Source organism: Streptomyces sp. NPDC006798, from assembly GCF_040635975.1.
Classification (GTDB): domain Bacteria; phylum Actinomycetota; class Actinomycetes; order Streptomycetales; family Streptomycetaceae; genus Streptomyces.
The window spans coordinates 1-23076 of record NZ_JBEYIS010000022.1 but is presented as its reverse complement, the minus strand read 5'-3'; the positions used below and the strand labels follow the sequence as shown (position 1 = coordinate 23076).

At 73.2% G+C, this 23076-nt stretch carries 20 protein-coding genes, 4 pseudogenes and 1 riboswitch; of the genes and pseudogenes, 14 read left to right on the top strand and 10 right to left on the bottom strand.

All coding sequences use genetic code 11. The features are described from left to right. Positions 1-50: 50 nt before the first annotated feature. Positions 51-1009 (bottom strand): annotated as a pseudogene (locus tag ABZ714_RS17035) (glucoamylase family protein); the annotation flags it as partial. Positions 1010-1180: 171 nt separating this feature from the next. On the opposite strand from ABZ714_RS17035, the pseudogene ABZ714_RS17030 reads away from it, so the two are divergent. Further along, positions 1181-3241, top strand: a pseudogene (locus ABZ714_RS17030) (Tn3 family transposase). Between the two features lie 77 nt (positions 3242-3318). On the opposite strand, the gene ABZ714_RS17025 reads toward ABZ714_RS17030, so the two are convergent. Then, positions 3319-3897 carry a PASTA domain-containing protein gene (locus ABZ714_RS17025; protein WP_358826020.1) on the bottom strand — a complete coding sequence of 193 codons (579 nt, stop codon included), beginning with the start codon at positions 3895-3897 and terminating at the stop codon, positions 3319-3321. Beyond that, the gene (locus ABZ714_RS17020; RefSeq protein ID WP_358826019.1) at positions 3894-4442 is read right to left on the bottom strand and encodes a SigE family RNA polymerase sigma factor; all 549 of its coding nucleotides are present in this window, start codon (positions 4440-4442) and stop codon (positions 3894-3896) included. Before ABZ714_RS17020 ends, ABZ714_RS17025 begins: the two co-directional genes overlap by 4 nt. 1275 nt (positions 4443-5717) lie before the next feature. Between ABZ714_RS17020 and ABZ714_RS17015 the strand changes: the two genes are divergently transcribed. Further along, positions 5718-6755, top strand: a complete 1038-nt coding sequence (locus ABZ714_RS17015) for a recombinase family protein (protein WP_358826018.1) — start codon at positions 5718-5720, stop codon at positions 6753-6755. 18 nt (positions 6756-6773) lie between these two features. Beyond that, positions 6774-6911 carry a hypothetical protein gene (locus tag ABZ714_RS17010; RefSeq protein ID WP_358826017.1) on the top strand — a complete coding sequence of 46 codons (138 nt, stop codon included), beginning with the start codon at positions 6774-6776 and terminating at the stop codon, positions 6909-6911. A gap of 1037 nt (positions 6912-7948) precedes the next feature. Here the strand turns inward: ABZ714_RS17010 and ABZ714_RS17005 are convergent. Beyond that, positions 7949-9079, bottom strand: a complete 1131-nt coding sequence (locus tag ABZ714_RS17005) for an agmatinase family protein (protein ID WP_358826016.1) — start codon at positions 9077-9079, stop codon at positions 7949-7951. Positions 9080-9232: 153 nt separating this feature from the next. Next, positions 9233-9299, bottom strand: a riboswitch (guanidine-III (ykkC-III) riboswitch). Between the two features lie 173 nt (positions 9300-9472). Between ABZ714_RS17005 and ABZ714_RS17000 the strand changes: the two genes are divergently transcribed. Then, positions 9473-10105 (top strand): hypothetical protein, encoded by a 633-nt coding sequence (locus ABZ714_RS17000; RefSeq protein WP_358826015.1) that lies wholly within the window; start codon positions 9473-9475, stop codon positions 10103-10105. A 131-nt stretch (positions 10106-10236) separates the two neighbouring features. Here the strand turns inward: ABZ714_RS17000 and ABZ714_RS16995 are convergent. Further along, positions 10237-10590: pseudogene (locus ABZ714_RS16995) on the bottom strand (HAD-IA family hydrolase); the annotation flags it as partial. Here ABZ714_RS16995 and ABZ714_RS16990 point away from each other — a divergent pair. The 6 genes and pseudogenes from ABZ714_RS16990 (at position 10471) to ABZ714_RS16965 (ending at position 14535) form a co-directional block, all read left to right on the top strand. After that, positions 10471-10992, top strand: coding sequence for a hypothetical protein (locus tag ABZ714_RS16990; RefSeq protein WP_358826014.1), 522 nt, complete (start codon positions 10471-10473; stop codon positions 10990-10992). The pseudogene ABZ714_RS16995 and the gene ABZ714_RS16990 sit on opposite strands and share 120 nt — an antisense overlap. Next, positions 10989-11306, top strand: a complete 318-nt coding sequence (locus tag ABZ714_RS16985; RefSeq protein ID WP_358826013.1) for a hypothetical protein — start codon at positions 10989-10991, stop codon at positions 11304-11306. The genes ABZ714_RS16990 and ABZ714_RS16985 overlap by 4 nt, the downstream gene beginning before the upstream one ends. A gap of 20 nt (positions 11307-11326) precedes the next feature. After that, complete coding sequence (locus ABZ714_RS16980; RefSeq protein ID WP_358826012.1) at positions 11327-11455, top strand: hypothetical protein; 129 nt, start codon at positions 11327-11329, stop codon at positions 11453-11455. Between the two features lie 224 nt (positions 11456-11679). Then, positions 11680-12741 (top strand): annotated as a pseudogene (locus ABZ714_RS16975) (hypothetical protein); the annotation flags it as partial. Positions 12742-12975: 234 nt separating this feature from the next. Then, on the top strand, positions 12976-13872 hold the full coding sequence (locus ABZ714_RS16970; RefSeq protein WP_358826011.1) for a helix-turn-helix transcriptional regulator: 897 nt from the start codon (positions 12976-12978) through the stop codon (positions 13870-13872). Between the two features lie 186 nt (positions 13873-14058). Then, the gene (locus ABZ714_RS16965) at positions 14059-14535 is read left to right on the top strand and encodes a Rieske (2Fe-2S) protein (RefSeq protein WP_358826010.1); all 477 of its coding nucleotides are present in this window, start codon (positions 14059-14061) and stop codon (positions 14533-14535) included. Between the two features lie 49 nt (positions 14536-14584). On the opposite strand, the gene ABZ714_RS16960 is transcribed toward ABZ714_RS16965, so the two are convergent. Next, positions 14585-15502 (bottom strand): LysR family transcriptional regulator, encoded by a 918-nt coding sequence (locus ABZ714_RS16960; RefSeq protein WP_358826009.1) that lies wholly within the window; start codon positions 15500-15502, stop codon positions 14585-14587. A 74-nt stretch (positions 15503-15576) separates the two neighbouring features. Here ABZ714_RS16960 and ABZ714_RS16955 point away from each other — a divergent pair, with 74 nt between their 5' ends. Continuing rightward, positions 15577-16692 (top strand): DMT family transporter, encoded by a 1116-nt coding sequence (locus tag ABZ714_RS16955; protein WP_358826008.1) that lies wholly within the window; start codon positions 15577-15579, stop codon positions 16690-16692. 63 nt (positions 16693-16755) lie between these two features. Here the strand turns inward: ABZ714_RS16955 and ABZ714_RS16950 are convergent, their stop codons facing one another. After that, positions 16756-18090, bottom strand: a complete 1335-nt coding sequence (locus ABZ714_RS16950) for an aminotransferase class I/II-fold pyridoxal phosphate-dependent enzyme (RefSeq protein WP_358826007.1) — start codon at positions 18088-18090, stop codon at positions 16756-16758. A gap of 34 nt (positions 18091-18124) precedes the next feature. On the opposite strand from ABZ714_RS16950, the gene ABZ714_RS16945 reads away from it, so the two are divergent. Next, positions 18125-18844: a pyridoxamine 5'-phosphate oxidase family protein gene (locus ABZ714_RS16945; protein ID WP_358826006.1), complete on the top strand. Its 720-nt coding sequence runs from the start codon at positions 18125-18127 to the stop codon at positions 18842-18844. A gap of 243 nt (positions 18845-19087) precedes the next feature. On the opposite strand, the gene ABZ714_RS16940 is transcribed toward ABZ714_RS16945, so the two are convergent. After that, a complete protein-coding gene (locus ABZ714_RS16940; RefSeq protein ID WP_358826005.1) occupies positions 19088-20131 on the bottom strand; it encodes a DMT family transporter in 1044 nt (347 codons plus the stop codon). Positions 20132-20225: 94 nt separating this feature from the next. Continuing rightward, positions 20226-20744, bottom strand: coding sequence for a peptidase (locus ABZ714_RS16935; protein ID WP_358826004.1), 519 nt, complete (start codon positions 20742-20744; stop codon positions 20226-20228). A 232-nt stretch (positions 20745-20976) separates the two neighbouring features. Here ABZ714_RS16935 and ABZ714_RS16930 point away from each other — a divergent pair, with 232 nt between their 5' ends. After that, complete coding sequence (locus tag ABZ714_RS16930) at positions 20977-21171, top strand: hypothetical protein (protein WP_358826003.1); 195 nt, start codon at positions 20977-20979, stop codon at positions 21169-21171. A gap of 117 nt (positions 21172-21288) precedes the next feature. Here ABZ714_RS16930 and ABZ714_RS16925 read toward each other — a convergent pair whose 3' ends face one another. Beyond that, a complete protein-coding gene (locus ABZ714_RS16925) occupies positions 21289-21903 on the bottom strand; it encodes a PadR family transcriptional regulator (protein ID WP_358826002.1) in 615 nt (204 codons plus the stop codon). Between the two features lie 242 nt (positions 21904-22145). Between ABZ714_RS16925 and ABZ714_RS16920 the strand changes: the two genes are divergently transcribed. Then, positions 22146-22979: a PhzF family phenazine biosynthesis protein gene (locus ABZ714_RS16920; protein ID WP_358826001.1), complete on the top strand. Its 834-nt coding sequence runs from the start codon at positions 22146-22148 to the stop codon at positions 22977-22979. Positions 22980-23076: the final 97 nt, after the last annotated feature.

Genomic DNA, 23076 nt, shown 5'->3' with positions numbered 1-23076 from the left:
CGCCCCCGCTGCTGCCGGGCGCGGGGCGCCGCGGGCGGCGGTACGGAGCATCAGATGCTGAAGCGCTCCTTCGCCAGCAGCGGCCTGACCCGGGCGGCGAAACCGCCTGTGCGGAAGGGGCGCTGAAGCAGTCCCGGGCGCAGTTCCTGGGCGAGGGCCGCCGCGATCATGCCCTGGTCGAGGGCGAGTACGAAGTCGCTGACCCGGCCCGTGCGGACGTCGACGGAGTCCCGGAAGCCGTATCCGTCGTGGTAGGCGCCGAAGTCGCGGGCGAGCGCCGTCAGATTGGCGATCGCCTCGGTACGGGCGTAGGGCAGGGCGAGCATCGCGGCGTGCGGGGTGACGACCCCGCTGGAGTGGTAGCCGTCGATCTGCATGCCGAGGGCGTCCACGCCGTACTCGCGGTAGCCGCCGTCGGGGACGTTCGACGGGGAGAAGCCCCAGTAGCCGTACCGCTCCTCCAGCGTGCCGTGCTCGATCTGGGAGCGGACGTACCGCCGGTGGGTCACTCCCCAGGAGCGGCGGGCCCATTCGGGTTCGGGGACGAAGAGGGGACCATCAGGGCCTCGAACATGGAGCCGCCCCAGGAGGAGACGAGTTTGCGGCCCCGGTGGGTGTAGTGGCCGTTCCAGACCCGGATGCCGTCGACGACGGCGTACGTACCGCCGGGCGGCTGCTCCTGGCCGTGTTCGGGGAGCATGGTCCGCAGCAGGTGCCGGTAGTGGTCGGCGGGGAGGGAGCCGTCGGCGATGCCGAGGTAGCTGGCCATCCGGGGTTCGGTGTCGAGGGCGCCGTAGTGGTGTCCGGTGGGTTCGCCGGTGTCGGTCCAGAAGCCGCCGCGGAGCTGTCCGGGACCCGTGACCGGGTCGGCGGGGTCGTAGGGGGTGTAGAAGTACGACCAGTCGGCGGTGGCGAGGATCCGGTCGACGCGACGGCGCAGCCGCGGGGAGGCGTCGGCGGCGATCATCAGTCCGGTGACCAGCCAGGCGTTGTCGACCGATGACGGTCGTGAGTAGCAGCGGTACAGCGGTTAGCGCTAAGCCTCCGGGGCAGGTCAGCGGCCGTGATCGGCGCTGAGGGTGATCACGCTCGGGGGCCCGATATCACGGAAGGGATCTTCCGCGCAGGGGTTCGAGTGACGGCTGACTGAGCCAGCGGCGGCCCGGCCACCCTCCGGCCCGTGCCGGTTGAGTTCTTAACTGATGATCAGGCCGCGTCCTACGGCTCCTTCAAAGAGCTGCCGGCCCGCCCTGAGCTGGAGCGATTCTTCTTCCTCGATGACGAGGACCGCCTGCTGACCGCGAAACGGCGCGGGGACCACAACCGCCTCGGCTTCGCCCCGCAGATCTGCACCGTCCGGTACGTGGGGCTGTTCCTGGCGGACCCGCTGGACGTGCCGTGGGCGGTGGTGGACTACCTGGCCGAGCAGCTGGTGCCCGAGGACGACGGCTCGGCGGAGATCGCGCTGCGCCAGCAGCTGACCGGCCGGTACAACACGGTGCGCCCGTTCCCCGCGCTGCTGGGCGACAGCGACGCGCTCGGGGCCGCGCAGGGCGGGCGCCGCGTGCTGAAGGCGGTGCGGCGGCTGCCGGTGCTGACCCGGCGCGACGTCTTCGCCGCGCCGTCGAACCGCTGGTCCGACCCTCGGGCGCGGCTGCTGGACGGCGCCCGGTGGGAGGCGGTGCGCGAGGACGTGCTGGCCGGCCTGAGCCTGACCGAGCCGGTGGACGAGCACCTGGACGGGCTGACCCGCGGGCTGGACGCGGCGTGGCGGCAGATGGCGGCCCGGCTGGAGGAGGCGGGCCCGGCGGCGAAGGTGGAGATCGTGGTACCGCCGGAGGGCGGGCGGGCCCGGCTGAGCGTGGGCAAGCTCGGCGCGCTCGGCGAGAGCCGGTCGCTGAACTGGCTGCGCAAGACCACGCTGGCGATGCTGCCGCGCATCGACCTGCCGGACCTGCTGTTCGAGGTGCACTCCTGGACCGGGTTCCTGGACGCCTTCACCCACGTCTCCACCAGCGCGACCCGGATGGAGGGCCTGCCGGTCAGCCTGGTGGCGCTGCTCGTGAGCGAGAGCTGCGACATCGGGCTGACCCCGGTGACGAACCCGGCCTACCCGGAGCTGACCCGCAGCCGGCTCTCCCACGTGGACCAGAACTACCTGCGGGCCGACACGATCGCAGCCAGCAACGCCCTGCTCATCTCGGCCCAGGCGCGGGCCGCTCGCGCAGAGCTGGGGCGGCGGAATGCGCGCCTCGGTGGACGGCCTGCGGTTCGTCGTGCCCAAGCGCAGCATCAACTCGGCGCCCCCGCCCGAGCACTTCGGGCAGAAGAGGGGTCTGACCTGGCTCAACGCACTGAATGACCAGGTGTCGGGGATCGGCGCGATGCTGGTGCCCGGCACCCCGCGCGACTCCCTGTTCATCCTGGACACCCTGCTGAACCTGGACGGCGGGGTGCGCCCGGAGATGGTGGCGACCGACAACGCCTCGTACTCCGACATGGTCTTCGGGATCTTCAAGATGCTCGGCTTCCGCTTCGCGCCGCGCTTCCGCGACCTGGCCGACCAGCGGTTCTGGCGCGCCGACACACCCGGCGAGCAACCGGCCGGCGGCTACGGGCCGCTGGAGGCCATCGCCTGCAACAAGGTGAACCTCAAGAAGATCCGCGAGCAGTGGCCCGACATGCTGCGGGTGGCCGGGTCGCCGATCACCAACCAGGTCCGCGCCTGCGACCTGCTGCGGATGTTCGGCCGCGAAGGCCACCCCACCCCGCTGGGGCGGGCGTTCGCCGAGTACGGCCGGATCGAGAAGACCTTCCACCTCTTCGACCTGGTCGACCCGGTGGACGACACCTACCGGCGCCGGATGAACCGCCGGCTCACCGTGCAGGCGTCCCGCCACACCCTGGCCCGCGCGATCTGCCACGGCAAGCGCGGCCACATCCAGCAGGCCTACAAGGACAGCCAGGAGGACCAGTTGGCCAGCCTCGGACTGGTCCTCAATGCCGTGGTGCTGTGGAACACCCGCTACCTCGACGCCGCCGTCGAGCAGCGCGGGCGCTGCCCGCCGACCAGCGCGAGCACGACGTCCTGGACGAGGACGGCGCCCGCCTGTCCCCGCTCAAGGCCGGCCACCCGAACGTCCTGGGCCGGTACGCCTTCACCCCCTCCCAGCCCGAAGGCGCTCTGCGTCCGCTGCGCGACCCGGACGCGGTGGACGACGACGACCAGGACGACGAGTAGCTCCGGCGGCCCAACCGCGAGGAACGGGCGGGCTGGGGCGTCGTTGAGCCGGTGCGCGGGCCGAAGGGCCCGGTCGCTCAGGTTCTGCCGGGTTTGCCCGTCGAGACCAGCAGGAGGACGGACGAGCCCGGTGCCACCGGTTCTGCGCCGCCCCGGGGGGCACTGCTGATCACCTGCCCGGCGGGAGCGTTCCAGTCCGTGTGCCGCATGATCGTGCAGCTCAGTCCGAGTCCGCGCAGCAGGCTTCCGGCCTGTTCGACCGGCATGCCGGCCAGGTCCGGCAGCGCGATGCCCGCTCCCGCGGTCTGCTCCTGCTCCTGTGTCGGAGTCGCATCGGCGCTTCCGCTCTTGGGGGTGCCGGTGGCGAGCGGGGTGCACGCCCCGTTCGCCGGCGGGGACAGGGACGGGGAGGCGCCGGGCGCGGGCGGCATGGGCTTCAGCGCGAAGAACCCCACCGTGGCGCACGCCAGCACGCCGCACGCCGCAGCGGTGCCGAGGAGCGCCCGGCGGGTGCGGCTGCGGCTGACGACTCGCTCGATCGCGGCCGCGTCGACGACCGGCGCCGTCGGCCCGTCGGCGAAGGAGGCCACCGCGGCACGCAGCTCGGCTTCGAGGCCCGGCTCGAACGGGGCGGGTCCGGACGACGTGTTCCTCACTTCGTACCTCCGAAAGCGGCTGACGGGGTGTGCGGCGCCTGGGCGCCCGATACGGAATCGTGCAGCTTGGCCAGGCCGCGGGCGAGCTGGGACCTCACCGCGCTCGAAGAGATGTCCAGGACGTCGGCGACCTGCCGGGCGTCCAGATCGTGCAGGTAGTACAGGACCACCACGCTGCGCATGCCCATCGGCAGCCCGAGCAGTGCCTCGATCAGTTCCGCGCGCAGATCCACCTGCCCGAACCGGTCCCGGGGGTCGGCCTTCTCGGGCACCCCCGACAGCCCGGGGCGCTCGCCCAGGCGCGACAGCCGCCGCCAGCGGTCGTTGGCCAGGTTGACCAGCACTTTGCGCACGTACGCCTCCGGCGAGTCCGCCACCGCGACCTTCCGCCAGTGTCGGCACGCCCGCTCCAGCGCCTCCTGCACCAGATCCTCGGCCACGTGCACGTCACCGGTCAGCGCATACGCGGTGCGGAACAACGCTCCCGACCGATGTGCGACGAACTCCGTGAATCCGTTGCCCGGACCGCTCCTGCGAAATCTCACCCGCCGACCTCCTTTCCTCGTCCCGTCCCGATCACTGCCCCCATGACGGCGGAACGGGGCCGGGTGCTGCACCGAGCCGCCGGAAGTGACGTGAATCACAGCCGGGACGGAAGGGTGTCCCAGGGCCTCGCGCCGCTGCCGCCCGGGGTGGGGGCGGGGCCCGGCGTCCCGCGCGGGCGGAGCGGAAGCGGGCTCGGGCTCCGACCGGCCGCCCGTCGTCACGGAACGCGGGCCGGCCCTCTCCCGGGAGGCGAGCAGGCGAGTCCGGCCGTCCGGGGGTTCAGTCCTCCGGGATGCCCGGCCTGGCCGGTGGGGGCGGTGGGGCTGCGGCGAAGTGGTCTCCGCCCTGGCCGGCTCCGGGTGTCAGTCCTCCCACAGCTCGGTCATCTCGCGGTCGCAGTGGTAGCAGTACATGGATGCGCTGTCGGCCAGGTCGAAGAACAGCCCCGGGTTCGCCTTGCGCATCGCGGCCTCGGTGGTCTCGCACCAGTCGTCCGGTCCCGGCCGGCGTCGAGGCGGCCGGACTGCGCACTTGGCGTACCGGTGGCCCGGGTCGTGGTCGACCGCATCCGTGCAGCCGTTCGGGCAGGGCCAGTTCTGCGCGGCCGTAGGAGTACAGCGGGGGCAGTACCGCGGATTCCGGGCGTGCGGGCACTTGCGGGTGGGCGGGAACTGCTTTCCGTCGTGCGGCTGGATGTAGTCCGCGGGGCCGTACTGCGGCCACAACCGGTGGAAGCAGTTGTAGCAGCTCGCGCAGCCAGAAGCCGTCCTGGTGGGCGGCCAGCAGGCCGACTGCCGCGTTGACGGCCTCGTTGCCGACGCCCTCCAGCAGGACGCGGGCCAGCTCGGGCGCGGTGGCGGTGGTGGTGCTCACTCGGGTTCTCCGCTCGGTCGGGGACGGTCTTCCCCGCCAGCGTGGAGGCCGGTGCGTGCCGGGCCGCCGAACCGGTGACGGCGTGCCTGCGGCACCGGGCCCGCAAGCGTTTCGGTCGAAACGCTTGCGGGCCGATGGTTGGCTGATCGGCCCGAGATCAATGGAACCGTGGTTAGCGGTGAGAACGATCTTGGTCGACGGCAGCCAGGCCGCTCGCATAGCTACGGCGAAGGGACAAGTAGCCGAGCGTCACGATGGTGACGGTGGGTGATTCGCAGAAATGGTCAGTTGTGAGAGTTCCGCGAGCCCCCCGGGTCATGTCTGGTTTGTCCGGGTATCCATTCGCAGAACATCTCTCAGAACTCCGGCGCCCCGAGAGGCACTTCCGAGGGAATCCCGGCATGGATCTGACACCCGATCAGGCCGCAGATGCGGTAGAGCGGCACGATTGTCCCAAATGCGAGGCTCCGGCGGGGAGCCCCTGCCGCACCCAGGGCGGGAAGACCGCGGCGAAGTACCACACCGCCCGCTTCACCCTCGTCTCGAAGCTGCGCGAGGAGCTGGAGGTGCCGGTGCCCGCCGACCGGGGACCGGGCCGGGCGTGGGTCGAGCGCCCACCGCTGCCGGCCGGGCCGGTGGAGACCGGCTCGGTGGTGATCCGGATCGGGTACGCGCGCTGCTCGATGGCCGAGCAGGAGATCGCCAGCCAGCTGGTCGCGCTGGAGAAGGCCGGCTGCACGAAGGTCTTCCAGGAGAAGATCTCCACCCGGGTCCACCGCCGCCCCGAGATGGAGGCCGCGCTCGCGCTGGCCAACAACATCAAGGAGGCCGCCCCGGACCAGGTGGTCATCCTGACCGTCCACGAGATGAAGCGCCTGGCCCGCAACGCGGCCGAGCTGATGCAGCTCGCCTCCGACCTGGAGAAGGCGGACATCCTGCTGGAGCTGCTGACCGGCCCGCTCACCGGCATCTACGACCCGAACGGGATGGGCGCGATGTTCTTCGCCGTCCTGGCCGCCGCCGCCCAGATCGAGCGCAACTACATCCGGGAGAAGACGCTGGAGGGCCAGCAGATCGCCGCGGCCAGGGGCAACCACGGCGGCCGGCCCAAGGTGATCGACGACGACATGCTGACCTTCGCCCTCGCGCTCAAGGCCAAGGGCGCCCCGCTGCCGGAGATCGCGGCCAAGCTCACCATCAAGGAGGGCAAGAACGCCGGGAAGAACCCCTCGGTGGCCTCCGTCTACCGGGCGCTCGCCGAGGCCGAGGAAGCCGCCGCAGCGACCCGGGCCGACGACGATCCGCCCCTGCGGCCCGTGCCCGTACGGCTCCGCCAACCCGGGGACCCGCTCACCGCCGAGGACCTGAAGCTGCGCGAGCGCCTGGTCGCCCAGCGCGCCGCGCTCACCGCCGCCGAGCGCGAGGAGGCCACCCCGTGATCCCCAAGCCCGCACCGGATGCAGGGCGGCGCGCTGCTGCTCGGCGCCGAGCAGCGCGGTCGGCCCGGCCCGTTCGGCACCTGGACCGACACACCGGAGCCGATCGAAGCCGACGTCGAGGACACCGACCCGGCCGGCCGGGAGGAGGCGCGGTGAGCGGGGAGTGGAGCAACCCGGCGTACGTTCCCGTCTACGACATGCTGCTGGAGCTGGAGAAGCGCCTCGACGCCCTGCGGCACGTCGGCCACGCCGACGGCATCGACCCGCGCGGGACCACCGCCCTGCACGCCGTCCGGCTCGCCGCGGCCATCCTGCAGCCCGTCGTCCCCGGCACCGAGCCGCCGCCGTTCCCCGACGACACCGGCCCGCCTGCTGCAGCTGATCGCCAACTGGCGCGACGCCGCTCTCGACCTCGGCGAGTTCGCCCCCGCCGACCCCGTCCTGCGGGTCATCCCCGGCGGCCGGGACAACCGGCCCGGGTCGGCAGGGTAACGGCCGGCCGTCGCCTTCGCCGTGCTCTCGGAGCCACTCGGCGACATCGTGCACCTCGTGCACCCGGCGCCCGGTGACTTCCTCGTGCAGGTCCATGTCCCCGGTGTCGAGGGCGATCAGGATCGCGGTGCCGCGCAGGGCGGAGGCGACGTTCAGCAGGTCCTCGTCGCGGTAGTCCTGCATCCGCCAGCCGAGATCGCCCATCCGCTCGGCCAGCAGCCGCAGGCCGCCGCGGCTGCCACGGCCTGGCGGGCGAGAGCGGCAAGCTCGGCGTTCCGGTCCTCAGCCACACCTCCAGCGTGCGCCCGTTCTGGCCGGGCCGCCCCCGGGAGCGAAGATCATTCCTTAGCGCTAACCGCTGTACCGCTGCTACTCGCGACCGGAACAGGCGGGACGACGGGCCCGGCGCCCGGGGGCGGGCGTGCGGCCGGGGGACGAGAGCCCCACGCCCCGTACCGCAGTACCTGTACCGCAGGACCCGCGTGCCGCAGAACCCGTACCCCGCGGCCCGTACGGCGGCCCCGGTAAAGGGGGGCGGCCGTGAGCAGCGGCCTGCTGGGTCGCTGCTCACGGCCGTGGGCGCCGGGCCGTCACCACGGCCCGGCACCCGGGTCGCCGGAATCCGCGGGGGCGGGTCCGGTGCCACCGCGGCACCGGACCCGGAACCCGAGCGGTCGCGGATCCCGGCATGTCGAGAGTCGTCAGGCGGCCGTTCGCGGCCCCCACGCGTGGCGGTCCCGGACCGCCGCCTTCTTCCCCAGATGCCCCTCCCTGACCAGAACGGCCAGGGAGTCCAGGATCACCCGGGCGCTGAGCAGCGCCGTCTGTTCGGCCCAGTCGTACGGCGGCGCGCACTCCACGACCTCCAGTCCGGCGAGACCGGGGGCCGAGATCTTCCGGATGAGATTGAGGGCTTCGCGCGGCAGCAGACCGCCGGGTTCGGGCCAGCCGGTGCCGGGGACGAAGCCCGCGTCGACGACGTCGATGTCGAAGGAGAGATAGACCGCCTTGGCCCCCTTCCACGCCGTCTCCAGGGCGATCTCGGCGACCTTGTCGATACCGACCCGTTCGACGTCGCCCACCGTGATCACCGTGGTGCCGCGCTCCCGCCCGACCTCGACCCCGGCCCGCGGCGCCTGCCAGCCGCCGATGCCGACCTGGACCAGATTGGTCGCGGGGGCGTTCTTGATGTTCGTGGCGTGGAACCACGGTGTGGTGTGCATGCGTTCGTCGAGATCGGTCTCCTGGGTGTCCACATGCCGGTCGAAGTGGATGATCCCGATATTGCCGTCGACGTAAGGGGCCATTCCCCGAATGGTGGGATAGCCGATGGAGTGGTCGCCGCCGAGGATGACCGGGAACACTCCCCGCTGGTAGACATGGGCCATCGCCTGGCTGATCTGGTCGAAGGACTTCTCCAAGTTGCCGGGGATGGTGAAGACATCACCGATGTCGACCATATTGAGCTGCTCGCGCAGATCGACGCCCAGTTCGAAGCAGTAGGTGCCGAAGAGATTGGTCGACCGCCGGATGCCCTGGGGGCCGAACCGGGCGCCGGGCCGGTAGGTGGCGCCGGAGTCGAGAGGCGCTCCGAAGACGGCGACCTCGGCGTCCTCGATCTCATTGACGTCCTCCAGGAACGGGCTCTTGAGGAAAGTGCCCCGTTCCCCGGCGAAATGCGGGAGTTCACCGCGGGAGAAGGTGGGAATGGTCCGGTCGACCAGGGTCGGTGAGCCCGGCAGCCCATGGGCCAGGCCGCGCTGGATCTCTTCGTCGTGCCGGAAGAGCGAGATCCGTTCCTCGGCGAGCTGGGCCCACTTGCCTTCCTTCACGGCAAAGGCGTCGCTGTGCGAATGTCCGTGCTCATGACGGTGGGAGTGGCCCGAAGGGCCGTGGTGGTGCTGGTGACGATGTGAGTCGCTGCCCGCCGCGCCGGCGTCGTCGCGCTCAAAGGGATCGGGCGTTTTCGGCATTCTCAGCCTCCAACGAGGCCGTCTTTACGCGAAACCGGTACGGCCACCCTCGTCGGCAGATGCTCTGATAGCACCTGTTCGGCACTGTAGCACCGGAACCCGGCGGTCCGGGCTGCTTCCCCGGCCCGGACCGCCGGGTTCCGGGGACCGGCCGGGGGTACCGGAACCGAGTGCTCTACAGTGCCCGTGACCGGCCCGGGGCTGATATCGCCGCCCGGGCGGGCCGGGGATCCGGATCGGAGGAGCGCCGGGGTGACGGACCATCACGAGGATTTCTCCGCCCATCTCCTGGACGCGGCGACGGGCGTCCTGGCGCGTTTTCCGGCGGAGCTCCGGCCGGAGATCTACGCCCTCTCGTTCCGGATCTGGCGGACGGACGACGACGACCGCCGCCCCTATGTGGCCATCGGCTGCAACACGGAGAGCCGCTACGAGCGGGAGAGTCTGCGCACGGATCCCGGCGAGGCCCGCTGGAACTACGCGTACTGGCGGCTGGACGGCTTCGAGACGCTGGGGAACGTGCCCGGGGACCCGGTGGGTTCCCGGCTGTACACGACGGAGGTCCGGCGGCTCGGTCTGTGGTTCGAGGACGACGGGTCGGAGGACGAGGCGCCGGAGAACGGTGGACAGGGGAACGGTGCACCGGACGACGACCGGGAGTCCCGGCGCGAACTGCTCCGGGAGCACTTCGCCTCCGCCTGTGTCCGGGTGGCCCGGCGGCTGCACACGGAGGGCCGGATCGAGCGGATCTTCGGACGTCCGCTGCCGGTCGTGGTCTTCGACATGTACTGCCCCGGCTGGGAGGTGGAGGCCACCAGGGCCGCCAATCCGCCGGAGGCCGTCCGTGACTTCCTGGCCTGGTACGACACGCCCGCACCGGGGTGATCCAGCCCCCTTCCGCCCATGGACGGACCCCGGCTACGGCGGGGGCTGCGGGGCCGGCGGCCCCGAACCCGGCGGACCGCCCGGGTCCCCGCCCCCGCTCCCGCGACGAGTCCGGGCAGCCGCCGGAGATCGTCGACGAGTACCGTGTCCGGGCCCGCCGGCCGGTCCGCCGGGGTCAGTCCGCCGTGGTAGCCGAAGACCCGCATCCCCGCCGCGCGGGCCGCGGCACAGCCGTACGGACTGTCCTCGACCACCGCGCACCGCTCCGGAGCCGCGCCGAGCCTCCGGGCCGCGTACAGGAAGAGGTCCGGGGCCGGTTTCCCCCGCGCCACCTGCTCGGCGCTGAAGACCCGGTCGCCGAACCAGTGCGCCAGCCCGGTCAGCCGCAGGCCGCGCCGTACGCTCGCGAGCCGGGTGTTGGACGCGACGCAGACCGGCACGGCGAGGGCGGCCGGCGCGTCGGCGACCCCGTCGACCGCCGTCAGCCCCTCGGCCTCGTACGCCTCCTGGTACAGATGCTCGTACGGCTGCTGCCAGCCCGGGGGCAGCTACGGGCCGTCCGGGTCAACTGGCCCCGGATGACGGCCCGGGGACGGCTGCTCGGGGCCGTCACGGTCGGCGGTCTGGCGGTACGGGCCGCGCTGCTGCTCGCGGACGCGGTCTGCGTGCTGGGGGCCCGGGCGACACCGGAGTACCGGGACCGGACCGACGCCCTGGGCTGGGCGCTGGTCCTGCCCTGGCATCTGGTCGGCTCGGGCGCGGTCCATCTCGCCCTGTGGGAGCTGGTCCGCGGCGACCGGGGCTGGCACAGCGTCCGCGGCACCGGAACGGACGAGAACGACGGATCGGGCGCGCGTCGGGGCACGGGAGAGGAGGCGGCCGGATGACCCACCGTACGGAACCCGTCATCGGCGCCGCCGTGATGACCCACCCCGCGCGGCGCGCGGTCGCCGCCGCCCTCGCGGCCCGGCTGGACCACTGGGGAGCCGTCGTCGCCGAGGACCCCCTGCCCGGGCGGCCCCCCGCGACGCTGCGCGCGGCCCGGGCCGCCTGGGCCGCGATCGCCCCCGGCGCCAGCCACCATCTGGTCCTCCAGGACGACGTGGAGCTGTGCGCGGACTTCGCCCGCCTGGTCACGGAGGCGGTAAGCCGCCATCCGGACACCCCTCTGGCCCTGTACGCCAACTCGTCGGCAGTCTGATCGAGCGCCACAGCACGGTGATGTGGGCCGTACTGGCCGTACTGATCGCCGCGGGCGGCCTCGGCTTCCACCGGGTCGGGCAGGCCCGCACGGCGGGTACCGCGTCCCCCGCCGGCCGGCGCGGGACCGCGACGTACAAGGAGGTCTGAGATGCCGGGAACGATCACACGGCGGGGCGCGCTGGCACTCGCGGCGCCGCTGGCGGGCCGGGCCGGGGAGGCGGCGGCCGAACCGGCCCCCGCCCGTACGCTCACGGTCTGGCTGATGTGGGGCTCGGTGCCCGCGCGGGTACTCGCCGAGGCCGTGGCCGAGTTCGAGGCCGCGCACCCCGGGGTCCGCGTCCGGGTCACGATGCAGGACCGGGGGTGGTGTCCGGGAGCGGCTGGAGCGGGCCCTCGCCTCGGACACCCCGCCGGACGTGGCGGAGACGGGCACCACCATGACCCCGTACTTCGCCGCCGCCGGGCTGCTCCGCGATCTCTCCGCCGAGGCCCCGGCGATGGGCCGGGACGCCTGGCCGCCCGGACTGCGGGCCTCCGGGGCGTGGCGGGGAGAGGCAGTACGGCATCCCGTTGTACGCGGCGTCCCGGGTCGTCGTCCACCGTACGGACCTGTTCGCCCGGGCCGGCCTGACGACCCCCGCGACCAGGGCGAATGGCTCGCCACCAGCCGGGCGCTGGGCCGGGCGTACCGGACCGTACCGGGCTTCCAGCCGATCTGTCCGCCCGGCCGGAACTGGTACTTCCTCTCCGGTCCGCTCTGGGACCGGGGCGGCGAACCGGCCACCCGGGACGCGGTCACCGGACGCTGGCGGGGCGGCCTGTCGACCCGGGCGGCGGCCGGGGCCCTGCGCTACCACGGCCGGCTCCAGTCGCTCTCGGACGCGCCGGTGGACCAGGACGAGGGGAACCGGCCGCAGTGGGAGGCGCTGGCCCGGGGGAACGTCGGACAGCTGGTGGGAATGCCCTGGGAGCTGCCGGACGCGGAGCGGCTCAATCCGGAGCTGCGCGGAAAGCTGGGGCTCTTCCCCGTCCCCGGCCCCGTCCGGGGACGGGCCGGGAGCACCTTCCTCGGCGGTACGCGTCTCGCCGTCGCGGCCCGGACCCGGGAGACCGGCCCAGCCGTCGACCGGACGTCGAAGCTGAGCGGCCCGGCGTTCCAGACCGAGCTGGCGATCGCCAACGGCACCCTGCCCAACCGGCGGGCCCTGGCCGACGCCATCGACGACCCGGCGGTACGGGCCCGGGCCGCGGCGGCGGTGTTCGGCCGGACCGTACCGGTCGACCCCCGCTGGCCGCTGGTGGAGGCCGAGCCCCATCCCGTGAAGGGCCTGCTGACCGCCGTCCTCACCGGAACCCCGCCGCGCACGGCGGGCCGGTCGGCCGACCGGGAGCTGGAGCTGCGGCTGAACGGACCCGTCCGGCGCGCGTCCTGACGGCGGGTATCCGCCCGAGTCGGGCGTTCTGTGCAGGTGACAGGTGCATACCTATAGTGATTTCGGCCTGTCTCATGACCTGTTGCGCCACGGGAGGGTGCCTTGGATCTGCATGCAACGCTGCATTTAGGACTTCCGAAACAGAGTCGAAGGGTTTACGGCAGTCTCGCGTCGGAGAAGACTCCGGCGCACCCCGAAACCCTCGCGAGACGTCTGGGACTGTCCAGGGACCAAGTGGACAGAGCCGTCGACGATCTCCGCATCCTCCGTCTGGTCAGCCCGGCCCCGGACGGCGGCGACGGCGCGCTGATCGCCAATCCGCCGTTCGAGGCCCTGGCACCGATGCTGGGCTCCCTGGAGGCCCAGGCCGAACGGAACTCGCTCTACGCCAACCGATTACGGCTGGTCCTCGACGAACTCGGCCAGCTCTACGACGACTCCGGCGCGGGGGCGGAGTCCACCGCCGCGATCGAGCGCTTCGCCGACCCGGCATCGGTCCAACGGGCCCTGGTCGAGGCCATGTGCGGTTGCAAGAAGGAGATCGTCGCCACCCGCCCGGGCGACGGCCCCGCCGACGGGTCCCCGGGCCGGGGCCTCCCCGACGAACTCGCCGTCCACGAACGCGGCGTCCGGGTCCGGCTGCTCTATCCCCACGCGATCCGCTACCGGCGCGCCGCCCTCGCCCACGCCCGGCGGCTGGCGGCGGGCGGTGCCGAGATCCGTACCTCCGACAGCCCGCTCCCCCGGACCTTCCTCTTCGACAACGAGACCGTCTTCCTCCCCGACACCGAGGATCCGCACGGCGCGGTGGCCGTCTACGACCCCGTGGTGGTGGCGTTCGTCCGGGGTGTTCTGGAGACCGCCTGGACGGAGGCCGAACCCCTGCGCGAACCTCCGGCCGGTCTCACCGAACGCCATCTGGTCGCCGAACGCAGCAAACAGGCCATCCTCCGGCTGCTGATCACCGGCGCCAAGGACGAGGCCATCGCCCGTCAGCTGGGCCTCTCCCTGCGGACCTGCCGCCGCCATATCGCCGAACTCATGGACCGGCTCGGCGCCGAGAGCCGCTTCCAGGCGGGCTGGCTCACCTCGGCCAACGGACGGCTCCCCCCACCTGATCTCCCCGACTGACCCGCGCCCCACCCCGCCCGGCGCCCGCCGCGACCCCGTCGCGCCGGGCGCCCCGCGCGCCCCGGCCGGGAGAGGCCGCGGCCGGGACGTTGAACCCGTCGGCGATCAGGGCCGTACATCCGGCGGAAGCCGGACGGTCGCCGTCCGGCTCCGGGACCGTGTCCAAGAGGCGAAGGAGTACACACCATGACCGGATCGCAGGACGAGCCCCGTACCGTCTGCCGCAGGACCGTCGTCGCGGCGGTGGGAGGAGCCGGTCTGACGGTGGCTCTGACGGCCTGCGGCGACGACGCCCCCGGCGACGGGAAGGGCGCCGGGAGTACGGGCGGGGCCAACGCGCCGGGCGGCGACAGCGGCGGCACGCCCGGCGGCGGGGGCGGCGGCAAGGTCCTGGCCGGGGTGGCCGAGATCCCCGAGGGCGGCGGGAAGATCATCGGTGACGTGGTGGTCACCCAGCCGGTGAAGGGCGAGTTCAAGGCGTTCTCGGCGAAGTGCACCCATCAGGGGTGCGCGGTGGGGAGCGTGGCGGCGAATGTGATCGTCTGCCCCTGTCACAACAGCCGGTTCGACGCCTCGGACAGCAGTGTGCAGGGCGGCCCGGCCACCAGCCCGCTGCCGTCGGCGCCGATCAGGCGGGAAGGGGACTCGATCGTCCTGGCGTGATCGCCGCCCCGGGGCGAGTACGGGCCGGGGCGCCGATCGCCCGGCCCGGCTACACCGGGCCGCCCGCCGCCGGACCCGCCGCGGTGTCGGTCAGCGCCCGTACGGTCGCCCGGATCGACGGCCGCCGGTCCGCGTCCGTGCGCCACACGGCGTAGATATGCCGCAGTACCCGCTGCCGTACGGGCACGAGCGCCACCCCCTCCGGTACCGGACCGCGCCCCAGCCGGGGCGTGACACAGACCCCGAACCCGGCGGCGATCAGGGCGAGCTGGGTGTGGTGCTCACCCGCGAGATGCGGGATCCGGGGCTCGATGCCGCGCGAACGCAGGGTGAAGGTCAGCCACTCGTGGCAGAACTCGCCCTCGGGCCACGACACCCAGTCGTCGTCCGCGAAGTCCTCCAGATCGACCTCGGCCCGGTCCGCCAGCGGATGCCCGGCGGGCATCGCGATATCGGGCGGGTCGTCCAGCAGCCGGGCCTGCGCCAGCCCGCCGGGGACGGGCAGCCGCTTATTGCTCCAGTCGAGGACCACGGCAAGGTCGTAGTCGCCCCGGATGACCCCGCTGATCCCGTCCTCCGGCTCCACCTCACGGGTCCGCACCCGCAGGTCGGGATGGCCGGAGCGGAGGGCCGAGAGCATGCCGGGGAAGAGACCCCGGGCCGCCGTGGGGAAGGCGGCCACCAGCACCTCGCCGACCACCTGGCCCCGCTGTGCCTCGATATCGGCCTGGGCCAGTTCGACCTGGGAGAGGATGCGGGCGGCATGGTCGGCCAGCAGCCGGCCGGCGTCGGTCAGCCGTACGCCCCGGCCGTTCTTGGCCAGCAGCTGCTGACCCACCTCCCGCTCCAGCTTGGACAGTTGCTGGGAGACGGCGGAAGTCGTGACATGCAGTCCGTCCGCCGCGGCGCTGACCGAGCCGTGCCGGGCGAGGGCGTCCAGGGTCCGCAGGCGCTCCAGATTCAACATGTAAGCAATGCTAAGCTATTCGGCTAAGAAAATCTCACTTGTGCTACGAAGTTCCGGGCGCGACAGTGGACGTCATGACCACCGCCTCCCGGGCGCCCGCCGCCCCGTCCGCCTCCCCCACGGCCACCGCCCGGCGCTCCGGGCCCGACTGGCGCGCCGGCTTCGCCTTTCTCTCCGTCATCTGGGGCCTGAGCTTTCTGCTGACCAAGGTCGGCGTCCAGGGATACGCGCCGTTCCAGGTCACCTTCGGCCGGCTGCTGTTCGGTACGGCGGTGCTCGCCGTCGCCCTGGCGTTCCGGCGCGAGGGGCTGCCGCGCGGCGGCCGGACCTGGCTCCATCTGACGGTGGCGGCGTTCCTGTTGAACGCGCTGCCGTTCTCCCTCTTCGCGTACTCGCAGGAGACGATCCCCTCCGCGCTGGCGGCGATCTGCAACGCGACCTCGCCGCTCTGGGGCATGGTGCTGTCGCTGGTCGCGCTCTCGGAGGACCGGCCCACCCGGCGCAAGGTGGCCGGTCTCGGACTGGGCTTCCTCGGGGTGCTCACGGTGCTCGGTGCCTGGCAGGGCTTCTCCGGTATCGAGCCCACCGGTACCGCCTTCGCGCTGCTGGCGTCGCTGAGCTATCCGATCGGCTGGATCTACGTCCGCCGCACCCTGGCCGGGAGCTCCCGTTCGAACCTCTCCCTGACCACCGCCCAGCTGGGGGTCGCCACGGTTCAGCTCGCCGTCGTCACCCCGCTGTTCACCACGTTCCCGGCCTCCTTCCCCGTGGTGCCGCTGCTCTCGATAGCCGCCCTGGGTGCCCTCGCCACCGGCCTGGCGATGCTCGTCCAGTACGGTCTGGTCGCCGAGGTGGGCCCGACCACCGCGCAGATGGTCACCTACTTCACCCCGGTCATCGCGACGATCGCCGGAGTGACGGTGCTCGGCGAACGGCTGAGCTGGAGCACCCCGGTAGGCGCCCTGATCATCATCGCGGGGGCGGCGCTGAGCCAGTCCCGCCCCGGACCCCCGACCGCCGCCGCCCCGGTCGCGACCGCCCCGACGGCCCTGGCCGACGGGGGCGCGGACAGCGCGCCGGGACCGGATCCCGCCGAGGAGTCCCCGGTGACCACCGCCCCGGCGCCGGTCCCCTCGGCCGGGCCCGCGCCCGCCGTCTGCGCGGCCGGTGGTGGCGGCCGGGACATCTGACCGGCGGTGTGACGTGCCGCGCGGCGACAGGACGGCGGGCACACGGGAGCGGCACCCCGCCGCTCAGCCGTAGCTCCGCCGCGCCGGTTCCATCGCCCCGGTGACGGCGTCGGCAAGCGCGTCGATCTCGGCACCGGTCAGTCCGGAGACGGTCAGCCGGATGCCCGGCGGCGCCGAGATCCGGAACCGGGCGCCCGGCGAGGCCGCCCATCCGGCGTGCAGCAGCCGGGCCACGGTCCCGGTCTCGTCCCCGACCGGCACCCAGACGTTCATCCCGCTGCGGCCGTGGGCCGCCACCCCGCGCCGCCCGAGGGCGGTGATCAGGGCGTCGCGCCGCTCGCCGTAGGCCCCGGCGACGGCGGCGGGGTCGATCGCGTGCTCGGCCCAGAGCCGGGCGACGGCGGACTGGAGCAGCCGGCTCACCCAGCCGGGGCCGACGAACTGCCGTCCCGTGACCCGGTCCACGGTGGTCTCGTCCCCGGTGAGGACTGCGGTCCGCAGATCGGGGCCGTACGCCTTCGCCGTGGAACGGACCAGCGCCCAGTGGTCGGTGGTCCCGGCCAGCGGATGCAGGGGCAGGTCCACGATGCCGTGACCGTGGTCGTCCTCGATCAGCAGGGTGCGCGGGAAGCCGCGGAGGACCTCCCGCAGCTCCCGGGCCCGGGCCGGGCCCACCGCGCCGCCCGTCGGGTTCTGCGCCCGGTCGGTGACGACGATCGCCCGCGCGCCCCCGGCCAGCGCCCGGGCCGCCGCGTCGGGGAGCGGTCCCTCGTCGTCGACCGCGACGGCGACCGGCCGCAGTCCGAGCGCCGGTACCAGGTCGAGCAGGCTGCCCCAGCCCGGATCCTCGACCGCGACCCGGTCGCCGGGGCGCAGATGCGCGGCGAGTACGCGTTCGACGGCGTCGAGGGAGCCCGAGGTCACGGCGATCGGGCCGGGCGGCACCCCGTCGGCGTCCAGGGCGGCCCGGGCCAGCCGGGCGAACTCGGGCTCGACGGTGGGGCCCGAGTAGAGCCCGAGTTCCGGGACCCGCCGCTGCCGGCGGGCGGCCGCGGCGAGCACGTCCGCCAGCGGGGGCAGCAGCGCCGGATCGGGGTTGCCGTGGCTGACGTCCCGTACACCGGGCGGCGCGTCCACCCGGATCGCGCCGCGCGCCGTACTGACGGGCCGGGCCCGGATCCGGCTCCCCCGCCGTCCGGCCGTCTCGATGATGCCCCGCTCGCGCAGGGTGCGATAGGCGGCGGCGACCGTATTCGGGTTCACCCCCAGGTCGCCCGCCAGCTCCCGCAGCGGCGGCAGCGGATGCCCGGGCTCCAGGGAGCCGTCGGCGACTCCGCGTTCGACGCTGGCGGCGATCTCCGATGCGCCCCGCCCCGTGATCCGATACTCTCCTAGCACAAACAAGATTATGCACTAGTGCAATGGAGTTGTCATGTCGGACACCTCGGCCACCCCGTCGACCACCCCGGCCTCCGCCGCTTCCGCCGCCACCGCCGAGCCGACCTCCTACGAGCCCACCGGGCGGACCGTCCCGACCCGGCTCCGGGAGCGCGCCGCGTACGACCACGACACCGTCCACGCGATACTCGACGCGGCGTACGTCTGCCACCTCGGCTTCGTCCGCGACGGCCGGCCGGTCGTCCTGCCCACCCTCTACGCCCGGGTCGGGGACCGGCTCTACGTCCACGGCTCGACGGGCTCGCGACCGCTGCGGATGGCGCGAGAGGCGGACCCCGGGCTGCCCGTCTGCCTGACGGTCACCCATGTCGACGGCCTGGTCCTGGCCCGTTCGGCGTTCCACCACTCGATCAATTACCGATCGGTCGTGGTGCAGGGCGTCGCCCACCAGGTCACCGACCCGGCGGAGAAGGCGGCGGCACTCGACGCCCTGGTCGACCATGTGGTCCCCGGCCGGTCGGCCGACTCGCGTCCGGCGAACCCCAAGGAGGCGGCGGCGACGGCCGTCCTCCGGCTCGAACTGACCGAGGTGTCGGCGAAGACCCGCTCCGGCGGGCCCGGCGACGAACCGGAGGATGTGGAGCTGCCGTACTGGACGGGGGTCGTACCGGTGCACCACGGCTACGGCGCCCCCGTCCCGGCGGACGATCTGGCGCCCTCGGTACCGCTGCCCGGCTATCTCGCACACCTCTGACACGCGGGGCGCCCCGGCGCCGGGCCGCGTCCGGCGAAGAGCGCCGTCCGCCGCCCGCGGCGTCCGGCTCGCGACGGCGCCGAGGGCCCTCCGGCGAAGGCAAGGGCCGGCTTCCCTCGCACGAGACGCACTCTGGCAAACCCCGGCGATGCCCGGGGCACCTCCCGCGCCCGAAAGGCTATGCGGAAGAGCGCGCGGGCCGGACGTCGCAGGCCGGGCGGGGTGCGTCGGACACGATCCGCGTCAGCCCCCGGAACGGCCCGCGGACAGCTCGCCCCCGGCGCCCCGTGCCACCACCGCCGTACCTCCGGCTGCGGGCAGGGGCGTACCGGCCTCCCCGCCCCGGCCGTCCCCGGAGGCAACGGGTCCGGACGGCGCTTTCGGTGCCTGCGACTGCGCGATGAACGCACCCGTCAGCACCAGCGCCCCGCCGATGATCTGCGGCAGGGAGAGATGCTCGCGCAGCAGCACCCAGGCGAGGACGGTCGCGACCACCGCCTCCAGGCAGGCCACCACCCCCGCGACCTGCGGCGACAGTGAACGTACCGACACCACCCCGGTGATGTAGGCGAGCACGGTCGCGATCAGGACGACCCAGCCCAGCAGCAGCCAGCCCGGCACCTCCGTCGCGCCCATCAGGACGGCGTCGCCCAGCAGTCCGGCGTCCATGTTCCACGGGCGGGCCACCACCGTCAGCGCGACGGAGCCGACGAGAAGTCCGTACGCGATCACCCCGAGCGGGTCGGCCCGGTTCTCGGCGTCGTCGCCGCCGTGGTCGGAGAGGATGAAGTAGCAGGCCTGGCAGCAGGCCGCGCCCAGGGCGAGCAGCAGCCCCAGCAGATCGAAGCCGAGCCCGGACCAGACCTCGACCACACAGGCGAGACCGGTGACGGCGAGAACCACGCCGACGGCGGCGGCGCGGGTGACCGGACGCCGCTGGACGAACCGGATCCAGCCCAGCACCAGGGCCGGGCCGAGGTACTCGACCAGCAGCGCGACCCCGACCGGGATCCGGGAGATGGAGGCGAAGTAGAACGCCTGCACCCCGGCGACGGCCAGCAGTCCGAAGCCGAGCAGCAGTACGGGTTTGCGGCGGACCAGATCGCGGTGGCGCCAGGCGAAGGGCAGCATCACCAGCGCGGCGCCGGTCACCCGGAGCCAGACCACGTGCAGCGGGTCGAGGCCCGCCTCGATCAGCGGCTTGGCCGCCACACCCGAACCGCCGAACGCGACGGCGGAGACCAGGGCGATGCCCAGGCCGCTCTTTCTCCCGGAGATCGCCTGCATCGGCACATCATGTCAGCAGGGGTCATGACCGTCGACCCTGTGACGCATGTCGAGATGGTACGGGGCGGGAGCCTTCTCGGCCCGCTCCGCCCGGTCAGCCCGCTCCACCCGGTTCGGCCCCGGCCCGCCGCAGGACCTCCATCGCCCGGCAGCCCGGATCGGCGGCGAGGGCGTCGAGCAGATCGACCCCGGTGGCCCGGCCCGCGCCGCGCCGGGCCGCCCGCGCCAGCGCGCCTTCGACGGCGTCGGCGGCCGAGGGCGACCAGGTACCGGCACCGCCGACGGTCCTCGGCCCCGGCAGCCGTACGACGGGTACCGCGCCGGAGTCCTCGACGGAGCCGCGCCAGCGCCGGCCGTAGCCGATGGCGCGCTGGGCGAGATAGCCCAGCACCCGGGCGACCCGGGGCCCCGGCCCCAGCGCCGCCCGGGCGTCGGGATCGACTTCGAGCAGGGAGTGCAGCAGATGGGCGGTATCGATCTGACGGTCTCCCACCCGCAGGGCCCGGCGGCGCGCGCCCGACACCACCGACGCCAGTTCGGGGGTCAGCCGGGTGTCGACGACGGCTCGCGGGACGGCGGACCGCCGGAGCGGTCGCGGGACGGGGCTCTGCACAACTCCCACCCCATCAGGCAATGGCGCGGAAAGCGTCCCCGTCCCGGCCTATTCGCCCATCCAGCAGAAGTCGGGTACACCCGGAGTATTTCTCCTCCTTGCGGATGAGATCACAACGTTCTCGCCCCGGGCTCGCGCGCCGCCTTGCCCGTGCGCCCCCCTGTGCCCCCGCCGCCCCGGTCGGATGCCTCGGGCAAGCAACCGGCTCCGCCACGGGCGCGTCACCGGAAGCATGTTCTGGTTGGTCGCCCTGCCCGCCGCGGACGGCCGGGAGTACGTGTACCGGGTGTACGCACCGGCGTCGGCGCTGCGCGCGGATGTCTTCTGGGCGGCCTTCCACTGTCATGACGAGGGCCCGCACCCCCGGGCGTCCGACCGCTTCGACGCGGCCGGGATCTGGCGGCACCCCGCGCCCGAGCGGCGCTGAGGCCCGGGACGGGCCCGGCCCGCCCCGGGGACCGAACGACGAAGGGCCCCGTGCCGGCGCACAGGGCCCACCGCTTCCCGTCCGGCCGCTCACCGGCCGCAACCGCCGCGACCCCCGTCAGCGCTCGTCGGCGAGGATGAGATACAGCTTCTTCCGGGATTCGTTGATCACTTCGAGGGCCTTCTGCCGCTGCTCGGGACTACCGGTCTTCCAGACCTGGCCGAAGGCTTCCATCAGCCCCCAGCCCGCCTGGCGGATCTCGTTGACGGTGTCCCAGTCGACCCCGCGACCGGCGTCCTCCCACGGGGCTTCCGGCCCCGACTCGGCCTCGGCCCGCCCGGTGTCGGTAAGGGTGAAGAGCTTCTTGCCGCCCTCGCTCTCACTGACGATCAGACCCTCGTCCTCCAGCATCTGAAGGGTCGGATAGACCGAGCCGGGACTGGGCTTCCACGCCCCGCCGCTGCGCTCGCCGATCTCCTGGATCATCTCGTAACCGTGCATCGGCCGGTCCTTCAGCAGGGCCAGGATCGAGGCCCGGACATCACCGCGCCGGGCCCTCCCCCGGCCGCCGCCCCGGCCGCGACCGCCGCCGAAGGGGCCTCCGAACGGTCCGCCGAAGGGCGGGCCGAACTGCCCGAAGGCGCCCCGGCGGCCCTCGAAGCCGCCCCAGCCACGATGTCCGGGTCCGCCGCACTGCCCCCGGCCGTACTCGTCGTCTCCTTGCGGACGCATCACGTACTCCTTCCATCGTTGATCCATCACGACACTTCAACGATATATCGGAATGCGTCGCCGAACAAGCAACCGAACAATGAGCCGACTGTCCTGCGGCGGTGTGTTCGGCGACTGCGTGGCGCCGCGCCCGGCGCGCCCGGTCGCGCCCCCGCCCGAGTGGCCCCTACTCCGCGCCGTCCGGTCCAGACGTTCCGGATTGGCCTTGGTGACCCGGCGCGTACCGCCCGTACCGTCGCCCCATGAAGATTCGTATCGTCGACGCCTTCACCCCGCGCCCCTTCGGGGGCAACCCCGCCGGGGTGGTCCTCTTCCCGGACGCACACGCCTTCCCCGCCGACGACTGGCTCCAACGGGTCGCCGCCGAGGTCAATCTCTCCGAGACCGCCTACGCGCATCCGCTGCCCGGCGGACCGGGGGAAGGGGAAGCGGACTGGGCCCTGCGCTGGTTCACCCCCGTCACCGAGGTCGACATGTGCGGGCACGCCACCCTGGCCACCGCCCATGTCCTGGGCGAGACGGGGCTGGTGACCGGCACGGTGCGGTTCGCCGCCCGCTGCGGCCTGCTCGCCGCCACGGTCCACGACGACGCCACGATCACCATGGACTTCCCGACGTCGCCACTCGTCCCGGCCGAGGCGCCGGACGGCGTCGAGCGGGCGATCGGCGCCCCCGTCGTCTCGGTCCACGACACCGGCGAGCACATCGGCGATCTGCTGGTGGAGGTCGCCGACGAGGCGACCGTACGCACCCTGGTCCCGGATCTCGCGGCCGTCGGCCGGCTCTCCCGGCGCGGCCTGATCGTCACGGCCGCGGCCGAGGACCCCGGCCGCGGCTACGACTTCGTCTCACGCGGGTTCTTCCCCAACGCGGGCATCGACGAGGATCCGGTGACGGGGAGCGCCCATACGGCCCTCGCCCCCTTCTGGTCGGCGCGGCTCGGACGTACCGAACTGACCGGTCTCCAGGGCTCGGCCAGGACCGGACTGGTCCGTACGGCCCTGCGGGGCGAGCGGACCCTGCTCACCGGCAGCGCCGTCACCGTCATCGAGGGCGAACTGCTGGCCGCACCCTGACCGTCGTCGGGCGCGGCCATTCTCGGAGCCCGGAAATGCCTTCACAAGTACCGACTAATTTGTGGGGTACTCACCAAAAGGTGTGTGAAGGCCATGG

What these genes read in the sequence shown, in the direction of transcription:
- ABZ714_RS17015 (WP_358826018.1), top strand. Translation starts at nt 5,718, where the DNA reads ATGGATCTGACACCCGATCAGGCCGCAGATGCGGTAGAGCGGCACGAT.
- ABZ714_RS17010 (WP_358826017.1), top strand. Translation starts at nt 6,774, where the DNA reads ATGCAGGGCGGCGCGCTGCTGCTCGGCGCCGAGCAGCGCGGTCGGCCC.
- ABZ714_RS16985 (WP_358826013.1), top strand. Translation starts at nt 10,989, where the DNA reads ATGACCCACCGTACGGAACCCGTCATCGGCGCCGCCGTGATGACCCAC.
- ABZ714_RS16980 (WP_358826012.1), top strand. Translation starts at nt 11,327, where the DNA reads ATGTGGGCCGTACTGGCCGTACTGATCGCCGCGGGCGGCCTCGGCTTC.
- ABZ714_RS16965 (WP_358826010.1), top strand. Translation starts at nt 14,059, where the DNA reads ATGACCGGATCGCAGGACGAGCCCCGTACCGTCTGCCGCAGGACCGTC.
- ABZ714_RS16960 (WP_358826009.1), bottom strand. Translation starts at nt 15,502, where the DNA reads ATGTTGAATCTGGAGCGCCTGCGGACCCTGGACGCCCTCGCCCGGCAC.
- ABZ714_RS16955 (WP_358826008.1), top strand. Translation starts at nt 15,577, where the DNA reads ATGACCACCGCCTCCCGGGCGCCCGCCGCCCCGTCCGCCTCCCCCACG.
- ABZ714_RS16945 (WP_358826006.1), top strand. Translation starts at nt 18,125, where the DNA reads ATGTCGGACACCTCGGCCACCCCGTCGACCACCCCGGCCTCCGCCGCT.
- ABZ714_RS16940 (WP_358826005.1), bottom strand. Translation starts at nt 20,131, where the DNA reads ATGCAGGCGATCTCCGGGAGAAAGAGCGGCCTGGGCATCGCCCTGGTC.
- ABZ714_RS16930 (WP_358826003.1), top strand. Translation starts at nt 20,977, where the DNA reads ATGTTCTGGTTGGTCGCCCTGCCCGCCGCGGACGGCCGGGAGTACGTG.
- ABZ714_RS16925 (WP_358826002.1), bottom strand. Translation starts at nt 21,903, where the DNA reads ATGCGTCCGCAAGGAGACGACGAGTACGGCCGGGGGCAGTGCGGCGGA.
- ABZ714_RS16920 (WP_358826001.1), top strand. Translation starts at nt 22,146, where the DNA reads ATGAAGATTCGTATCGTCGACGCCTTCACCCCGCGCCCCTTCGGGGGC.